Below are 16080 nucleotides of genomic sequence, written 5' to 3'. Positions count from 1 at the left end.
CGACAACGGAAACCGTATCATGGCTCAGACAGCTTTAAATATCGTCATCCTCGCCGCCGGCAAAGGCACGCGCATGTACTCCAAAATGCCCAAAGTGCTGCACCGCATCGGCGGCCTTCCCATGGTTGAGCGCGTTATTGACACCGCCGCCTCCCTGAATCCCCAAAACATCTGCGTCGTCATCGGCCACGGCAAAGAGCAAGTCTTGGACACCGTCAAACGCGATGTCGTTTGGGTTGAACAAACCGAACAGCTCGGTACCGGCCACGCCGTCAAAACCGCCCTGCCGCACCTGTCTGCCGAAGGCCGCACGCTGGTGTTGTACGGCGACGTCCCCCTGATTGACGCAGCCACCCTCGAAACCCTGCTCGAAGCCGCAGGCAACGAAGTCGGCCTGTTGACCGACGTGCCCAACGACCCGACAGGCTTGGGCCGCATCATCCGCGACAGCAACGGCAACGTAACCGCCATTGTCGAAGAAAAAGACGCCGATGCCGCCCAAAAGGCCGTAAAAGAAATCAATACCGGCATTTTGGTTCTGCCTAACGCCAAACTTGAAGCTTGGTTGAACAGCCTTTCCAGCAACAATGCCCAAGGCGAATACTACCTGACCGACCTCATCGCCAAAGCCGTTGCCGACGGCATCAAAGTTCATCCCGTCCAAGTGCGCGCCTCCCATCTGGCCGCCGGCGTGAACAACAAACTCCAGCTTGCCGAACTCGAACGCATCTTCCAAACCGAACAGGCGCAAGAATTGCTCAAAGCAGGCGTCACCCTGCGCGATCCGGCACGTTTCGATTTACGAGGCCGTCTGAAACACGGACAAGATGCCGTGATTGACGTCAACGTCGTCATCGAAGGCGAAGTCGAACTCGGCGACAACGTCGAAATCGGTGCCAACTGCGTGATCAAAAACGCCAAAATCGGTGCCAACACCAAAATCGCCCCGTTCTCTCATTTTGAAGATTGCGAAGTCGGCGAAAACAACCAAATCGGCCCATACGCCCGCCTGCGTCCGCAAGCCAAACTGGCCGACGACGTACACATCGGCAACTTCGTCGAAGTCAAAAACGCCACCATCGGCAACGGCACCAAAGCCAACCACCTCACCTACATCGGTGATGCCGAGATCGGCAGCAAAACCAACTTCGGCGCCGGCACGATTATTGCCAACTACGACGGCGTGAACAAACACAAAACCGTCATCGGCGACGAAGTACGCATCGGTTCAAACTGCGTACTGGTTGCCCCTGTCACCCTCGGTAATAAAGTGACGACAGGCGCGGGCAGCGCGATTACCCGTAACTGCGAAGACGGCAAACTCGTTCTCGCCCGTTCGCGCCAAACCGTCATCGAAGGCTGGGTGCGTCCGGAAAAAGGCGATAAGAAGTAAGGTTGATCTTTTATTTGTTTTCAGACGGCCTTGAGAAACAACAGGCCGTCTGAAACCTAGATTTGCCGTTTCAATGAAAATAAAACGGCGTTTTCCGACTGCCGCTTTCGGGAGCCGGAGCAGCAGTCATTTTTTCAAACTTTTGATACTAAGGAACTTATATGTGCGGTATCGTAGGTGCTATTCGCGCCAATCACAATGTAGTCGATTTTCTGACCGACGGTCTCAAACGCCTTGAATACCGAGGCTACGATTCGTCGGGTATTGCCGTCAACATGGACGGCAAAATCAAACGCGTCCGCCGTGTCGGCCGTGTTCAGCTGATGGAAGATGCAGCACGTGAAAATGGCGTGTTCGGCCATATCGGCATCGGCCATACCCGTTGGGCAACCCACGGCGGTGTAACCGAGCCTAACGCCCACCCCCATATTTCCGGCGGCATGATCGCGGTTGTCCACAACGGCATCATCGAAAACTTCGAAGCCGAACGCGAACGCCTGCAAGCTTTGGGTTATACCTTCGAATCGCAAACCGATACCGAAGTCATCGCCCACAGCGTCAACCACGAATACACGCAAAACGGCGGCAAACTGTTTGAAGCCGTCCAAGCTGCGACTGCCCGTTTCCACGGCGCATACGCCATTGCCGTTATCGCACAAGACAACCCTGAAGAAATGGTTGTTGCGCGCATGGGCTGCCCGTTGTTGGTGGCCTTGGGCGACCAGGAAACCTTCATCGCTTCCGACGTATCCGCAGTGATTGCCTTTACCCGCCGCATCGCTTACTTGGAAGACGGCGACATCGCCCTGTTGAATGCAAACGGTATCGAAAAACTGCTTGACAAAACCGGTGCGCAAACCGAACGCGCGGTTAAAGTATCCGAATTGTCTCTGGCTTCTTTGGAGTTGGGCCCATACAGCCACTTCATGCAAAAAGAAATCCACGAACAACCCCGCGCCATCGCCGATACCGCCGAAGTCTTCTTGGATGGCGGTTTCGAACCTGAAAACTTCGGCGCGAACGCCCGCGAAGTATTCGACGACATCCACAGCATCAAAATCCTTGCCTGCGGTACGTCCTACTATGCCGCGCTGACCGCCAAATACTGGCTCGAATCCATCGCCAAAGTGCCGACCGACGTGGAAATCGCCAGCGAATACCGCTACCGCGACGTGATTGCCGATCCGAAACAACTGGTCATCACCATTTCCCAATCCGGCGAAACCTTGGATACCATGGAAGCCCTGAAATACGCGCAATCCTTGGGACACAAACACAGCCTGTCTATTTGTAACGTGATGGAATCCGCCCTGCCGCGTGAAAGCGAGTTGGTACTGTACACACGCGCCGGCGCAGAAATCGGCGTCGCCTCTACCAAAGCGTTCACGACCCAACTGGTTGTCCTGTTCGGTTTGGCCGTTACCTTGGGCAAACAGCGCGGCCTGGTTTCTGACGAACAAGCGCGTGAATACGTTGAAGAATTGCGCCAACTGCCGGGCAGCATTCAGCACGCTCTCAATCTGGAGCCGCAAATCGCCGCTTGGGCGCAAAAATTTGCCAAGAAAACCAGCGCACTCTTCCTCGGCCGCGGCATCCACTTCCCAATCGCCCTTGAAGGCGCATTGAAGCTGAAAGAGATTACCTATATCCACGCCGAAGCGTATCCTGCGGGTGAGTTGAAACACGGCCCGTTGGCCTTGGTGGATGAGAACATGCCTGTTGTCGTGATTGCCCCGAACGACAGCCTGTTGGACAAAGTAAAAGCTAATATGCAGGAAGTCGGCGCTCGCGGCGGCGAACTCTTCGTTTTCGCCGACCTCGATAGCAACTTCAGCGCCACCGAAGGCGTGCACGTCATCCGCGCCCCACGCCACGTCGGCGTACTCTCGCCGATTGTGCACACCATCCCTGTGCAACTCCTGTCTTACCACGCCGCCCTCGCACGTGGCACAGACGTGGACAAACCGCGCAACTTGGCTAAATCGGTAACGGTTGAATAAGCAATAAACCGGTTAAAAAAGGCCGTCTGAAACCTGTTTCAAGGTTTCAGACGGCCTTTTTATTTGTTGGTTTCAGTAATAGAAATGCTATTTATGATGTCTTTGCTTTTATTATAAATGTACAACAACAGCTGATTGTGACCGATATTTTATTGATTAGAGTGGTCTCTGATGACAAGATCAGCAAATCGACAGAATGAAAACAGGCCGTCTGAAAAATCTTTCAGACGGTCTGTTGTTTTAAAGCGTTTTATTCTGCGCCGACAACGACGATGTTGAGGTCTTTGAATTTGACGCGGCGTTGCCATGCGTCGCGGACTTGTTCGACGGTTAGGCTGTTGATGGCTTTGGGGTAGGCTTCCAAGTAGTCGTTGGGCAGGTCGTAGAGGCCGATCAGGCTCAGGTAGTTGAGCAGTTTGTCGTTGGAGTCGTAGCGCAGGGGGAAGCTGCCGACGATGTTGGCCTTGGCCTGTTTCAGCTCGGCTTCGGTCGGGCCTTCGGCGATAAACTGTTCGATGACGGCTTGTGTGTCGGCCAGTGAGGCTTTGGTGTTTTTCTTTTGGGTGGAGTAGGAAACGGCGAACGTGCCTTCTTCTGTTGCCGGGGCGAGGCTGCTGTATACGCCGTAGGTGTAGCCGTGTTGGTCGCGCAAAACTTTCATAAGCCGGCTGTCGAAACCGCCGCCACCGAGGATGTAGTTTCCGGCAACGAGGGCATAGTAGTCGGGGTCGTGGCGTTTGATGAGGGAGGTGCCGAGCAGGACTTGTGCCTGTGTGCCGGCAAAGGGGATGTCGCGGCGTTGGGCGGTTTGTTTGGGAACGGGCGGGATGGCGTGGGTTGCGGTGGCTTTGGCCGGCAGGTCTTTGAGGACGCGTTCGACCAGTTGCTCTGCCTGTTTGCGGTTGAGGTCGCCGACGATGGCAACGATGGCGTTGTCTTTGCCGTAGTGGGTGCGGTGGAAGGCGCGGATGTCGTCGAGGTTGACGCGTTTGAGGCTGTCAACGGTTATGTTTGCGCCGCTGCCGTAGGGGTGTTTCGGGTAGATGAGTTTGGTCAGTTCGCGCGTGGCGGTGTAGTCGGGGGTGGTTTCTTGTTGTTGCAAGCCGGTGATGGATTGGGTTTGACGGCGGCGGAAAACGGCTTCGTCAAAGCGCGGACGGGTCAGCGAGTGGTTGAGCAAGTTGGCGGCTTTGTCGCGGATGTCGGCTTTGCTGAGGCTGCGGAAGCCTGCGGACGCGCTCTCGGCATTGCTGTCGCTGCTGATTTGTGCGCCGATGTTGTCGGCTTCGGCATTGAAGGCTTCTTCGTCCAGCTCTTGGGTGCCGTCGGTCAGGAGGGCGGCGGTAAATTCGGCAACTTGGCTTTTGCCGTCCGGATTGGCGACGCTGCCTGCGCCCTTGAAGCTGACTTCAAGGTCGATGATGGGGTTTTCGTGGCGTTCGACAAGGAGGATTTGGGTGCCGTCGCGGTTGCGCCAGCGTTGGATGTCGGTGGCGGCTTGGACGCTTAAGGGCAGGAGGAGGGCAAGGGCGAGCAGGGTGGGTTTCATGTTGTGGCTTTCTGTTAAGGCCGTCTGAAAGGGTATGGGCTTTCAGACGGCCTGATGTTTATTGGCGTTTGGCAGCTTTTTTGCTTGGCACGGTGGCAGGTTTTTGCGGCTCGATGATGACGGTACTCATGCGCTCGTCGGTCAACATCCGGGCGGCGGCCTGTACTTCTTGCGCGCTGACTGCCTGTAGGCGGCGGTGGATTTCTTGTTCATCGGTATATTGGAAACCGCGCGCTTCGAGGCGGCCCATCATGGAGGCTTGGGAAGACATGGAGTCTTTGGCGTAGATTTCGTTGACCGCTGCCTGGGTTTTGACGCGCTGCAATTCTTCTTCGGAAACGCCGTTGTCGGCAATGTCTTTGATTTCTTGGCGCAATTGGGTAATCAGAGTATCGGCTTTCACGCCTTCGGCAGGCATGGCTATTACGCTGAACAGCGGCATTTCGCGGCTGATGATGTCGTAATGCGTTCCTGCGCTCAATGCGGTTTGCTTGCCGCGCACGAGGTTTTTGTCAAAACGGCTGGACGCGTTGCCTGCCAAAATATCGGAGAGGATGTCGAGGGCAAAAGGCATCGTGTCATCGAGTTTTTGGAGTTTCGGTACACGGAAGTTGATGGCAATCAGCGGCTGGTGTGTAACCGGAGAAGTGGCTTTGACCGTAACAGGCTTGCGCAAATAGGGTTCGGTATGGAGTTTGTTGCGCGGCGGCTGGGCTTTGGCCGGAATATCGCCAAAGAGTTTGGCGGCCGTCTGAAGCGTTTGTTTGGCATCGACATCGCCGACAATGACCAATACGGCATTGTTGGGCGCGTAATATTGTTTGTACCACGCGCGCAAGTCGTCGGCTTTTAGGGTGTGCAAATCTTTCATGTAGCCGATGACGGAGGCGCGCATGGACGGTTGGGTAAAGGCGGCAAGATAGGCTTGTTCCCACATTTTGCCGTCGGCCGTGTCTTCCGTGCGCTGGCGGCGTTCTTCACGGATGACGTTCATCTCGTTGAGGAATTCTTTGTCGCTGAAGTTGAGGTTGTGCATGCGGTCTGCCTCGAGCTTCAGAATCTCGGGCAGGTTGGCGGCGGCGACGTTTTCGTAATACACCGTTTCATTGCGGCTGGTGTAGGCGTTGTTTTGTCCGCCCAGCTCGGACACGCGGCGGTTGAACTCGCCGGAGGGAACGTCTTTCGTGCCTTTAAACATCATGTGTTCCAAAGCGTGGCTCAGGCCACTTTTGCCCGGTTTTTCATCCACGCTGCCGATTTTGTACCAAATCTGCGAAACGGCCACAGGCGCGCGGTGGTCTTCTTTGACGATGATTTTCAGACCGTTGGGCAGGGTTTCAGAAAGCGTCTGCGCCCATGAGGCGGCAGGCAGCGCGAAGGCAAGCATTAAAGCAATTCGGCGTAACATGGTTCAATCCGTAAAATGAAAATCAATCGCCAAAGTATAGCGGAAAATCTGAAAGATTGGCCGAATGTTTCAGACGGCCTGCGGCTTTATCTGCTGATTCACATCAAGCGCGGCCGTTGCCAATCTTTACCGTCGCGCCTCATTCGCGGATAATCCCAAACATTCCCGTTTCCAACCATCACAAAGGAATCATCATGGCATTTTTGAAACTGACCGAACAAAATGTTCAAGGCAAAACCGTTCTGATCCGCGCCGATATGAACGTACCGTTCAAAGACGGCAACATCAGCGACGACACCCGTATCCGCGCTTCGCTCGCATCCATTAAATACTGCTTGGACAACGGCGCGTCTGTGATCGTGATGACCCACCTCGGCCGTCCGACCGAAGGCGAATTCCATCCTGAAGACGATGTGGCGCCTGTTGCCGCGCATTTGGGCAAACTGTTGGGCAAAGACGTGAAAGTATTGAACGACTGGCGTGAAAACAAACCGACCTTGAATGCCGGTGATGTCGTGATGCTGCAAAACGTGCGCATCAACAAAGGCGAGAAGAAAAACGACTTGGAGCTGGGCAAAGCCTACGCTTCTTTGTGCGACGTGTTCGTCAACGACGCATTCGGTACCGCCCACCGCGCCCAAGCTTCAACTGAAGCCGTTGCCCAAGCTGCACCGGTTGCCTGCGCCGGCGTGTTGATGGCGGGCGAACTTGATGCTTTGGGTAAAGCCCTGAAACAACCGGCTCATCCGATGGTTGCCATCGTTGCCGGCAGCAAAGTGTCTACCAAACTGACCATCCTCGAATCTTTGGCCGACAAAGTCGACCAACTCATCGTCGGCGGCGGCATTGCCAATACCTTCCTGTTGGCAGAAGGCAAAGCCATCGGCAAATCTTTGGCCGAACACGATTTGGTGGAAGAATCCAAAAAAATCATGGCGAAAATGGCGGCTAAAGGCGGCTCTGTTCCGCTGCCGACCGATGTGGTTGTCGCTAAAGCCTTCGCCGCCGATGCGGAAGCTGTGGTGAAAGATATTGCCGACGTTGCCGAAGACGACATGATTTTGGACATCGGCCCGAAATCCGCCGCTGCTTTGGCCGAGTTGCTCAAAGCCGCAGGCACTGTCGTATGGAACGGCCCGGTCGGCGTGTTTGAGTTTGACCAATTTGCCGGCGGTACCAAAGTATTGGCCGAAGCGATTGCCCAAAGCGATGCGTTCTCGATTGCCGGCGGCGGCGACACTTTGGCGGCGATTGCCAAATTCGGCGTAACCGACCAAATCAGCTACATCTCCACCGGCGGCGGCGCGTTCCTTGAGTTCTTGGAAGGCAAAGAGTTGCCTGCCGTAGCCGCTTTGGAAAAACGCGGCGCATAATCGGTTTTAATCTCGATGGCTGAATAAAGGCCGTCTAAAATCTGGAAATCAGGTTTCAGACGGCCTTATTTATTTTGTTGAAATGTGTTATCGGTTTAGGCGGTTTGCGTATCCGACTGTCTGTGCAATGCCTGATAACACGGTGCAAGCTGGCGGATGATGAGGTCGAGCTGGTGTTTGAGGATTTGGTTTTGTTGGGACTGCTCTTTGTCGGTCTGTTCCAAATCGGCAAACTCCTGTCGGATGGCTTCGATGCTTGCATCGAAGGTGGCCGGTTCGGTCTGCGGCATTTGTTTGAGGAGTTCGGCGATGTGGTGGGTCAGGCGGGCATATGGGGCGAAGGTATCGCTGCCGTCGTGATGAACCTGGTCGCGGTATGCGCCGAGCGCGGAAATGTGGCCGGTCAGCGCATAGCTGGTTTTGAGCAGGGTAAAACCGTCTTGCAGGCGGTCTTGGTATTTTTTCGGGTTGCTGCTCATGTCGGATAAGGTGCTGCTGAGGGCGGCGGTGCTTTCGTGGGCTTGGCGGCGGGTAAGGCGGTAGTCGAAATCGTCGCGGCTGCCGTTTTGCAGCTGGTCGAGGATGGCGTCGAGATAGCGGCCGTTGGCAGTAATGGTTTGGGCGGCAGTATGGCTGAGGGTGAGGTAACGCCAATCGGGCCAGAGGTAGGTGGCGGCGGCCCATGCGATAACGGAACCGACGATGGTGTCGATGATGCGGATGGGCATGGCGTGGTACACGTCCAAACCGGCAAGCGAGAGGCTGGTCAGGGCTTGGATGGTGATAAAGAAGGTGGAGAAGCTGTATTTGTAGCTCCGGGTCATGAAGAACAGGGTGGTGCTGGCGATGACAATCCAAAGCTTGGTTTCAACAGACGGGGTGAAGTAGGGAACGAGCGAACCGACAATTACGCCGAGAATCGTACCGGCGATACGTTGGTACACGCGGCTTTTGGTGGCGGTGTAGTTGGGCTGGCAGACGAAAAGGGCGGTCAGCAGAATCCAGTAGCCGAGATTGAGATGAAGGATTTCGACAATGATGCAGGCCGCGGCCACGACGATGGAGAGGCGGGTGGCATGGCGGAAGACGCCGGAGTCGAAATTGAGCTGGCTGAGGACGGTCTCGCCGATATTGCGGAATTTGGTGTTTTCAAGGGCGGCGATGCGGGTGTCGGCGTTGTCGTTTTCGGCAAGGGACGCATCGTTTTGCAGTTGCCGCAGTTGGTAATCGACGCTGCTGAGGTTGTCGAGCAGGCGGCGGATATTGTGGAGGTTGGCATTATCGGCATGGGTCTCGGCAAAATGGCTGAGGGATTGGCGGCAGCCTTCCATGGCGCGGCCGAGGCGTTTGCTGTATGCGTAGGGTTTGTTGTTGCGCAGGGAGGCGGCAACGTTGCGGCACGCCTGGCCTTGCATTTCGAGCAGGCGGCGGATGCGGAAGATGAGGTCGGTATTTTTGAGCTGCTCGGCCATTTCGCTGTAATCGACGTGGGCGGAGCTGATGCGTTCGTGCATGTCTTGCGCGCAGAGGTAGTAGCGCAGCATTTTGGCGGTACGCGGATGGCGGTGTTGGCCGCGCAACCGGTAGAAAAGTGCGCCGCGGCATTGGTTGAAGGCGGTAATCACGCCGGTGTTGCTCATGGCCAAGTCGATTTGGCGGTTGCCCAACCATGCGGCTTCGTCTGGATCGAAAAAGTCGGCTTTGGCATCGAAGTAGTTGCTGAGTGCATCATAGGCGTTGGCGACGGTTTCTTGGACAGGGCGGTGGGGCAGGATGATTTGGAAGATCAGGGTGTTGACGCTGTATAGAACAGTGCCCAACAGAATCATGACGGGGTTGGTCAGCCAGTAGGTCTCGGGGGTGTAGGTCAGCGTGGTGTAGGTGGCGACGGCGAGCGCACCGAAAGCGAAGGTGCGGTATTTGAGGCCGACGGTGCCGAGGATGGTAAAGCCGAAAGTCATCAGGGTCATGGCCAAGATGAAGGGAACGCCTGTGCCGATGGTGCTTTGGGCAAGCAGCGAAGAGAGGGTGAACAGGGCAACGGTGATGACGATGTTTTTCAGACGGCCTGTGAGGCGGTTGTCCAAGTCGACCAAACCGCCGGCAATAATGCCGAGTACGAAGGGCATGACGAGCTTAGGCGTGTTGAAGTGCCAAACGAGGGTAGCGGCGATGAACACGCTGGCGAAGACGGGCAGGGAGGCAATGATCAGAGGTTTGAGCGGCGGAGTTTTCATGATTGGGTTGTTTTATTTGTTATGAGATGAATGATTGGATTTTAACAGGATTTTCAGTCGGTTTCAGAATGCTTGAAATAGGATAAGGCCGTCTGAACGGATACGGGAAAATACTTGATTTCGTTTCCACATTTGTTCAGACGGCCTTTTTTGGCTTGCGCCATTAGGTCATCAGGTTGAGGTCGCTGATGCGGTCGTAGAGGCGTTCGGTATTGTTGCCCTCGTCGTGCATTTGAATGCGCAGGCGCAAATCGTTGGCGGATACCGCTTGGCGCAGGGCTTCGCTGAGTTCAATTTGGCCTTGTGCGTAGAGGGTGAAGAGATTTTGGTCGAACGTCTGCATGCCGTTGCTGCCGGAGCGTGCCATCAGGTCGCGGATTTCCAGCAATTCGCCTTTGAAAATCAAGTCCTGCATGGCCGGCGTGTTGAGCAGGAGGTCGGTAACGGCCGTGCGTTGGCGGTTTTTCTTGATGGTGAGGCGTTGGCCGATGATGCCGACGAGGTTCAACGCCAAATCCATCAAAACCTGTTGGCGTCGGTCTTCCGGATAGAAGTTGATGATGCGCTCGATGGTTTGGGAGGCCGTGCTGGCATGGATGGTGAAAACGCACAGATGGCCGGTTTGAGCCAGTTGGAGGGCGTATTCCATGCTTTCTTCGCTGCGGACTTCGCCGATACAGACGACATCGGGTGCTTGACGCATGGCGCTTTGAACGGCGGTTTTCCAGTTGTCGGTATCGATGCCGATTTCGCGCTGGGTGAAGATGCTGCGGCAAGGTTTGTAGATAAACTCGATGGGGTCTTCGATGGTAACGATATGGCCGGGCAGCTTTTGGTTGCGGTAGTTGAGCATGGAGGCCATGGTGGTGGACTTACCCGAACCGGTCGGGCCGGCGAGGATCAGCAGGCCGCGCGGTGCGAGTGCAAGCTCTTGGAGCTTTTCGGGTAAGCCGAGGGTCTTCATCTCGGGAATGTCTTGGCTGACGCGGCGCAATACCATGCCGACGCGGCCTTGCTCGTGGTAGGCGTTGACGCGGTAGCGCGTGTTGCTGCGCGATTGGACGGAATAGTTGATTTCCCAGTCGCGGTTGAAGGCTTCGAGCTGGTCGGGGTTCATGGTGGATTCGGCGATGGCGGCGGTGTCCGCGCCGTTCAGTGCTTTGTGGGGCATGGGCGTGAGGGTGCCTCCGACTTTGATGGCAGGGGGAAAGCCTGCGCTGATGAAAATGTCGGAGGCGTTGCGTTTTTCGGCCTCTTCACACATGCGGTCGAGCAGGGGATGAAGATGCGTACCGATTTCAGCCGGGGTGGGGATGTGCGGTGCTTGGTTTTTTTGTGAGTAGGCTTGCACCATTTCGCTTAACAGGTCGTGCAGAGGGGCGAGGTCGCTCATGATGATTCTCTTTAAAACGGGTATTCGGTCAGGCTGAAAGGCCGTCTGAAAACGGGATGATGGGGTTCAGACGGCCTGAGTATGGTTTAGAAAACAGAGAGGTTTTCGATGTTTTGCGCCTTACTGCGTGCCAGCTCGGGGCTGATGGTGCCTTGGCGGACAAGGGTTTGCAGGGCTTGATCGAGGGTTTGCATACCGTGGGCCTGACCGGTTTGGAGGGCGGCGTTGATTTGGGCGATTTTGTTCTCGCGGATGAGGTTTCGCACGGCCGGTGTGGAAATCAGGATTTCGTGTGCGGCGACGCGGCCGTTGCCGTCGCGGGTTTTCAGCAGGGTTTGGGAAATGATGGCGCGCAAGGATTCGGACAACATGGAGCGCACGATTTCTTTTTCGCCTGCGGGGAATACGTCGACAATACGGTCGATGGTTTTGGCGGCGCCGGTCGTGTGCAGCGTGCCGAAAACCAAGTGGCCGGTTTCGGCGGCGGTCAGGGCGAGGGAGATGGTTTCAGGGTCGCGCATCTCACCGATCAAAATCACGTCGGGGTCTTCGCGCAGTGCGGAACGCAGGGCGTTGGTAAAGCTGTGGGTGTGCTGATGCAGCTCGCGCTGGTTGATGAGCGCCTTTTTGCTTTGGTGGACGAACTCAATCGGGTCTTCGATGGTCAGAATGTGGGCCGGTTGGGTTTCGTTGATGTAGTTGACCATCGCCGCCAGCGTGGTGGATTTACCCGAACCGGTCGGGCCGGTTACCAAGACCAAACCGCGCGGATTTTCGGCAATTTTTTGGAAAATGCGCGGCGCACGCAATTCTTCCAGCGTCAGAACGGTGCTCGGAATGGTACGGAATACGGCGGCCGGGCCGCGTTCGGTCATAAAGGCGTTGACGCGGAAACGGGCAACATTAGGCAGCTCAAATGAGAAATCGACTTCAAAATCCTGTTGATAGAGCTTGCGCTGGTGGTCGTTCATGACCGAGGTAATCATGGTACCGACTTCTTCCGAGCTCATCTCGGGCAGGTTGATGCGGCGGATGTCGCCGTGTACGCGTATCATAGGGGAAATGCCCGAACTCAAATGGAGGTCGGAGGCTTTGTTTTTCACGCCGAACGCGAGTAAGTCGGTAATCTGCATAATGTGGCCTTGTTTTGGTTTAGAATAATAAAATCGCTTTATTTTAAATAGATAAATCCGTTCGACCAAGTAAAATTTTCAAAATGCCGAGTGATGAACGGGTTAAAGGAGAAAACCATGTCGGTATTGCAACAAAACTATCAGGACGTATGCCGGGCGGTTGAACAGGCGGCTGAGGCTTCAGGGAGGCCTGCGGATGCGGTAAAGCTGGTAGCGGTCAGCAAGACCTTTCCGGCAGACGACATCCGCGAAGTGTATGCGGCCGGTCAGCGCGATTTCGGCGAGAACTATATTCAGGAATGGTTTGAAAAAACGGAAACGCTGGCCGATTTGCCGGATATTGTTTGGCACGTTATCGGCGATGTGCAGTCTAATAAAACCAAATTTGTGGCCGAACGCGCACATTGGGTGCATACGATAGGCCGTCTGAAAACGGCGCGGCGCTTGAGTGAGCAAAGGCCGTCTGAAATACCGCCGTTGCAGGTGTGTATTGAAGTGAACATTGCCGCGGAAGAGGCGAAACACGGCGTAGCGCCCGCAGAAGCGATTGCGCTGGCCCTTGAAGTGGCCAAGTTGCCGAATATTAAAGTATGCGGATTGATGTGTGTGGCCAAGGCCGACAGCAGCGACGATGAGTTGCGCAGTCAGTTTCATACCATGCAGCGGTTGTTGGCCGAGTTGAATGCGGCAGGCGTCGAAGCAGATGTTTTGTCTATGGGTATGTCCGGAGATATGCCAATCGCGGTAGAATGCGGCGCAACCCATGTCCGCATCGGCAGCGCGATTTTCGGCAGACGGGAACAAAAACAAAAAGGAGAAGGCAGCCAATGAAACAGATTATCTCGGTCGTTTTGCTTGGTTTGACCTTAACGGGTTGTCGGTTGATGGGCTGGTATCAATGTGAATCCTTATCGGGCTGGTGCAAACCCAAAAAGCCGGCAGCAATAGATTTTTGGGAAATTAAAGGCGAACCGCCGCCTTCTATTGAGGATTTCCGCGGGAAGCGTTTGGCGGACGGGAATTATTCTATTGACGATAATGCTTATCGTACCGCAGCTAATGATTATTTCAGTAGGAAAATCAAAAAGTTTGAAGCTTGCGGGCTAGCTTGGCAAACCCGCGATAAACGCCCTTTAGCGGAAACTTTTAAAAAAGAAGGATTGGATTGTTTGGAAAAACAGGGTTTATACCGAACATCACTGCCCGAAAGCGTCCGTTGGTGAAAAGGTCGTCTGAAATTTTGTCGGTATGATGGAAACGGTATTTCAGACGACCTCAGCAAATGTATCTCATTTAAAAAATTAAGGAAATTTATGAACATCTACTTTTTAGGCGGCGGCAATATGGCGACTGCCATTGCAGGCAGTTTGGTCAAACAAGACGGCTATCGTGTCCACATTGTCGAACGCGGCGCCGAAAGACGTGCACAACTGGTGCAAGAATTGGGCGTAGCCACTTCTGAAAACCTGCCCGAATTGAGTGCGGACGATGTCCTCATTCTCGCCGTCAAACCGCAAGACATGCAGGTAGCCTGTCAAAACATCCGTTTGAATGGCGCGCTGGTGTTGTCTGTAGCGGCAGGTTTGTCCATCGATACCCTCAGCCATTATCTGGGCGGCACACGCCGTATCGTACGCATCATGCCCAATACGCCGGCCAAAATCGGCTTGGGCGTATCCGGTATGTTTGCCGATGCAGGCGTTTCAGAAGCCGACCGTACAGCTGCCGACGGCATCATGCGCTCTGTCGGCACGACCATTTGGCTGAACGAGGAAGAGCAACTCCACAATATTACCGGCATCAGCGGCAGCGGCCCCGCCTATGTTTTCTATCTGTTGGGCGCGCTCCAAAATGCGGCTTTGGCACAAGGTTTCAACGAACAAGATGCACGCGAACTGAGCCTCGCCACATTTAAAGGCGCAGTGGCTTTGGCCGAACAAACCGGCGAAGCATTCGCACAATTACAGCAAAACGTAACTTCCAAAGGCGGCACGACACACGAAGCCATCGAAACCTTCAAAGCCCGTCACGTTGCCGAAGCCATCGAACAGGGTGTAGAAGCCTGCGTCAAACGTTCGCAAGAAATGGCGCAACAATATAAGGCCGTCTGAACATGCGCGGCGACTTGCTCTTATTATTGGCAGACGCTATTGCCATCCTGTGTATCACGCGCTTTTTGCTCCGATACGCAGGATTGGCAGCAGAACACCCCCTGCTCAAATTCAGCATACAGGCAACAGGCTGGCTGACCAAACCTTGGCAAAAAGCATTTCCATCCGGCGAGAAAACCGATTGGTACTGCCTGCCCGCAGGTTTTCTGGTGTACTACCTTGCCTGTACCGCCATTATTTTCATCTCGCCGGCGCTGTCCATCAGTAATAAGCTGATTTTGGCAAACTTCTGGTTTGCCGCACTCCATATGCTGAAAGCCGCGGCCTATACATTACTTATCGGTCTGATTATTAGAATGGTGTCCAGCATACAGGGCCGCTATTCGCCGTTGACTTATGCCATCGAACGAATCCTGCAGCCATTGCTCAAACCGTTTTCCTTCTTGCGCGTAGGGCGATACGATTTTTCAGGCAGTTTGTTGGCACTTTTATTATGGTTGTGGCTGGCCCGATGGTTTCCCCAGCTTATCCAGCAAACCAACCTATGGTTGCTTCAATAGGCCGTCTGAAAGCGCAGCAGGTATTAACGACCAAAAATACAACGTCCTAAAAAGCGTTTTAATACATTTAGGTGTAAGGTAGTGCAAAAAAGTGCAAATCGAAATATAAGGAACAAATGAATAGGTAAAACATGATATGATTCGCCCAATTTCCAAAACGGAAATTCAAGAAAACCCAATAAAAGCAAACCCGTAGCATCCAAATCATTAACAACAAACCGAAAGCAGACACCATGGCAAAGCTGACAGAACAAGATATTTTAAACTGGGATGGTCCTGAAGAGGACTACATGAACAGCGACCAATTGGCCTTCTTCCGCGAACTACTGGTTAAAATGCAAGAAGAGCTGATTGAAAATGCAAACACCACTACCGGCCATCTTCAAGAGCACGAATCCGCTCCCGATCCAGCCGACCGAGCTACTCAAGAAGAAGAATACGCTTTAGAGCTGCGCACCCGCGATCGCGAGCGTAAACTTCTCAATAAAGTGCAAGCGACTATCCGCAGCATTGACGAAGGTGATTACGGTTTCTGTGCCGATACCGGCGAACCCATTGGCCTCAAACGCCTGCTGGCACGTCCGACCGCGACATTGTCCGTAGAAGCGCAAGAGCGACGCGAACGAATGAAAAAACAGTTCGCCGACTAAAATATAGATATAGAAACCATAAAAAAGGCCGTCTGAAAGAGCATTTCAGACGGCCTTTAGTTTGTGTTTTTTGTATATTTGGAGAGTGTAGAAAGGTTGTTGGAGTTTTTTATAAAATAAAAACCCTGTTAAAACAGGGCAGTGGTTAAATTTCTGGAAATAATTTTGCGAAAAGTGTTGACTGGTTTTGTTTGGAGGCGTATAGTTCGGTTCTTCGCTGCTGACGCGGTGAAGAAAACGAAGCAGACAGTATAACACAGTTAGTTAGAATTT

14 protein-coding genes are annotated in these 16080 nt (G+C 54.1%); 9 read left to right on the top strand and 5 right to left on the bottom strand.

The window, feature by feature from the left end:
- Positions 1-19: 19 nt before the first annotated feature.
- Both glmU and glmS read left to right on the top strand, forming a co-directional pair.
- Positions 20-1393: a bifunctional UDP-N-acetylglucosamine diphosphorylase/glucosamine-1-phosphate N-acetyltransferase GlmU gene (gene glmU / locus ACTHSN_RS09875; protein ID WP_070813660.1), complete on the top strand. Its 1374-nt coding sequence runs from the start codon at positions 20-22 to the stop codon at positions 1391-1393.
- Positions 1394-1554: 161 nt separating this feature from the next.
- Entirely contained in the window at positions 1555-3393 is a 1839-nt protein-coding gene (gene glmS / locus ACTHSN_RS09870) for a glutamine--fructose-6-phosphate transaminase (isomerizing) (RefSeq protein WP_107768577.1), read from the top strand.
- A 250-nt stretch (positions 3394-3643) separates the two neighbouring features.
- Here glmS and ACTHSN_RS09865 read toward each other — a convergent pair whose 3' ends face one another.
- Entirely contained in the window at positions 3644-4942 is a 1299-nt protein-coding gene (locus ACTHSN_RS09865) for a M16 family metallopeptidase (RefSeq protein ID WP_440365290.1), read from the bottom strand.
- Between the two features lie 58 nt (positions 4943-5000).
- A complete protein-coding gene (locus ACTHSN_RS09860; protein WP_440365289.1) occupies positions 5001-6350 on the bottom strand; it encodes a M16 family metallopeptidase in 1350 nt (449 codons plus the stop codon).
- Positions 6351-6365: 15 nt separating this feature from the next.
- On the opposite strand from ACTHSN_RS09860, the gene ACTHSN_RS09855 reads away from it, so the two are divergent.
- Positions 6366-6503, top strand: coding sequence for a hypothetical protein (locus tag ACTHSN_RS09855; RefSeq protein ID WP_159068255.1), 138 nt, complete (start codon positions 6366-6368; stop codon positions 6501-6503).
- A gap of 41 nt (positions 6504-6544) precedes the next feature.
- Entirely contained in the window at positions 6545-7723 is a 1179-nt protein-coding gene (locus tag ACTHSN_RS09850; RefSeq protein ID WP_036493913.1) for a phosphoglycerate kinase, read from the top strand.
- Positions 7724-7818: 95 nt separating this feature from the next.
- Here the strand turns inward: ACTHSN_RS09850 and yccS are convergent, their stop codons facing one another.
- From yccS to ACTHSN_RS09835, 3 genes are all read right to left on the bottom strand, one after another.
- A complete protein-coding gene (gene yccS / locus ACTHSN_RS09845; RefSeq protein WP_440365288.1) occupies positions 7819-9960 on the bottom strand; it encodes a YccS family putative transporter in 2142 nt (713 codons plus the stop codon).
- 163 nt (positions 9961-10123) lie between these two features.
- Entirely contained in the window at positions 10124-11353 is a 1230-nt protein-coding gene (locus ACTHSN_RS09840; RefSeq protein WP_070461557.1) for a PilT/PilU family type 4a pilus ATPase, read from the bottom strand.
- Positions 11354-11439: 86 nt separating this feature from the next.
- A complete protein-coding gene (locus ACTHSN_RS09835) occupies positions 11440-12486 on the bottom strand; it encodes a type IV pilus twitching motility protein PilT (RefSeq protein ID WP_004519239.1) in 1047 nt (348 codons plus the stop codon).
- 117 nt (positions 12487-12603) lie between these two features.
- Between ACTHSN_RS09835 and ACTHSN_RS09830 the strand changes: the two genes are divergently transcribed.
- The 5 genes from ACTHSN_RS09830 to dksA all read left to right on the top strand — a co-directional run bounded on the left by ACTHSN_RS09830 (position 12604) and on the right by dksA (position 15807).
- Positions 12604-13317, top strand: coding sequence for a YggS family pyridoxal phosphate-dependent enzyme (locus ACTHSN_RS09830; protein ID WP_070461558.1), 714 nt, complete (start codon positions 12604-12606; stop codon positions 13315-13317).
- Positions 13314-13709, top strand: a complete 396-nt coding sequence (locus ACTHSN_RS09825) for an RNA-binding protein (RefSeq protein WP_070461559.1) — start codon at positions 13314-13316, stop codon at positions 13707-13709. Before ACTHSN_RS09830 ends, ACTHSN_RS09825 begins: the two co-directional genes overlap by 4 nt.
- A gap of 90 nt (positions 13710-13799) precedes the next feature.
- Positions 13800-14597: a pyrroline-5-carboxylate reductase gene (gene proC, locus ACTHSN_RS09820; protein WP_070461560.1), complete on the top strand. Its 798-nt coding sequence runs from the start codon at positions 13800-13802 to the stop codon at positions 14595-14597.
- Positions 14598-14599: 2 nt separating this feature from the next.
- On the top strand, positions 14600-15157 hold the full coding sequence (locus ACTHSN_RS09815) for a YggT family protein (RefSeq protein WP_070461561.1): 558 nt from the start codon (positions 14600-14602) through the stop codon (positions 15155-15157).
- A 233-nt stretch (positions 15158-15390) separates the two neighbouring features.
- Positions 15391-15807: an RNA polymerase-binding protein DksA gene (gene dksA, locus ACTHSN_RS09810; protein WP_049344904.1), complete on the top strand. Its 417-nt coding sequence runs from the start codon at positions 15391-15393 to the stop codon at positions 15805-15807.
- Positions 15808-16080: the final 273 nt, after the last annotated feature.

Origin of the sequence: Neisseria sp. P0009.S010, assembly GCF_051958545.1 — a bacterium.
Classification (GTDB): Bacteria; Pseudomonadota; Gammaproteobacteria; order Burkholderiales; family Neisseriaceae; genus Neisseria; species Neisseria subflava_A.
This window is presented reverse-complemented; position numbering and strand designations above follow the sequence as displayed.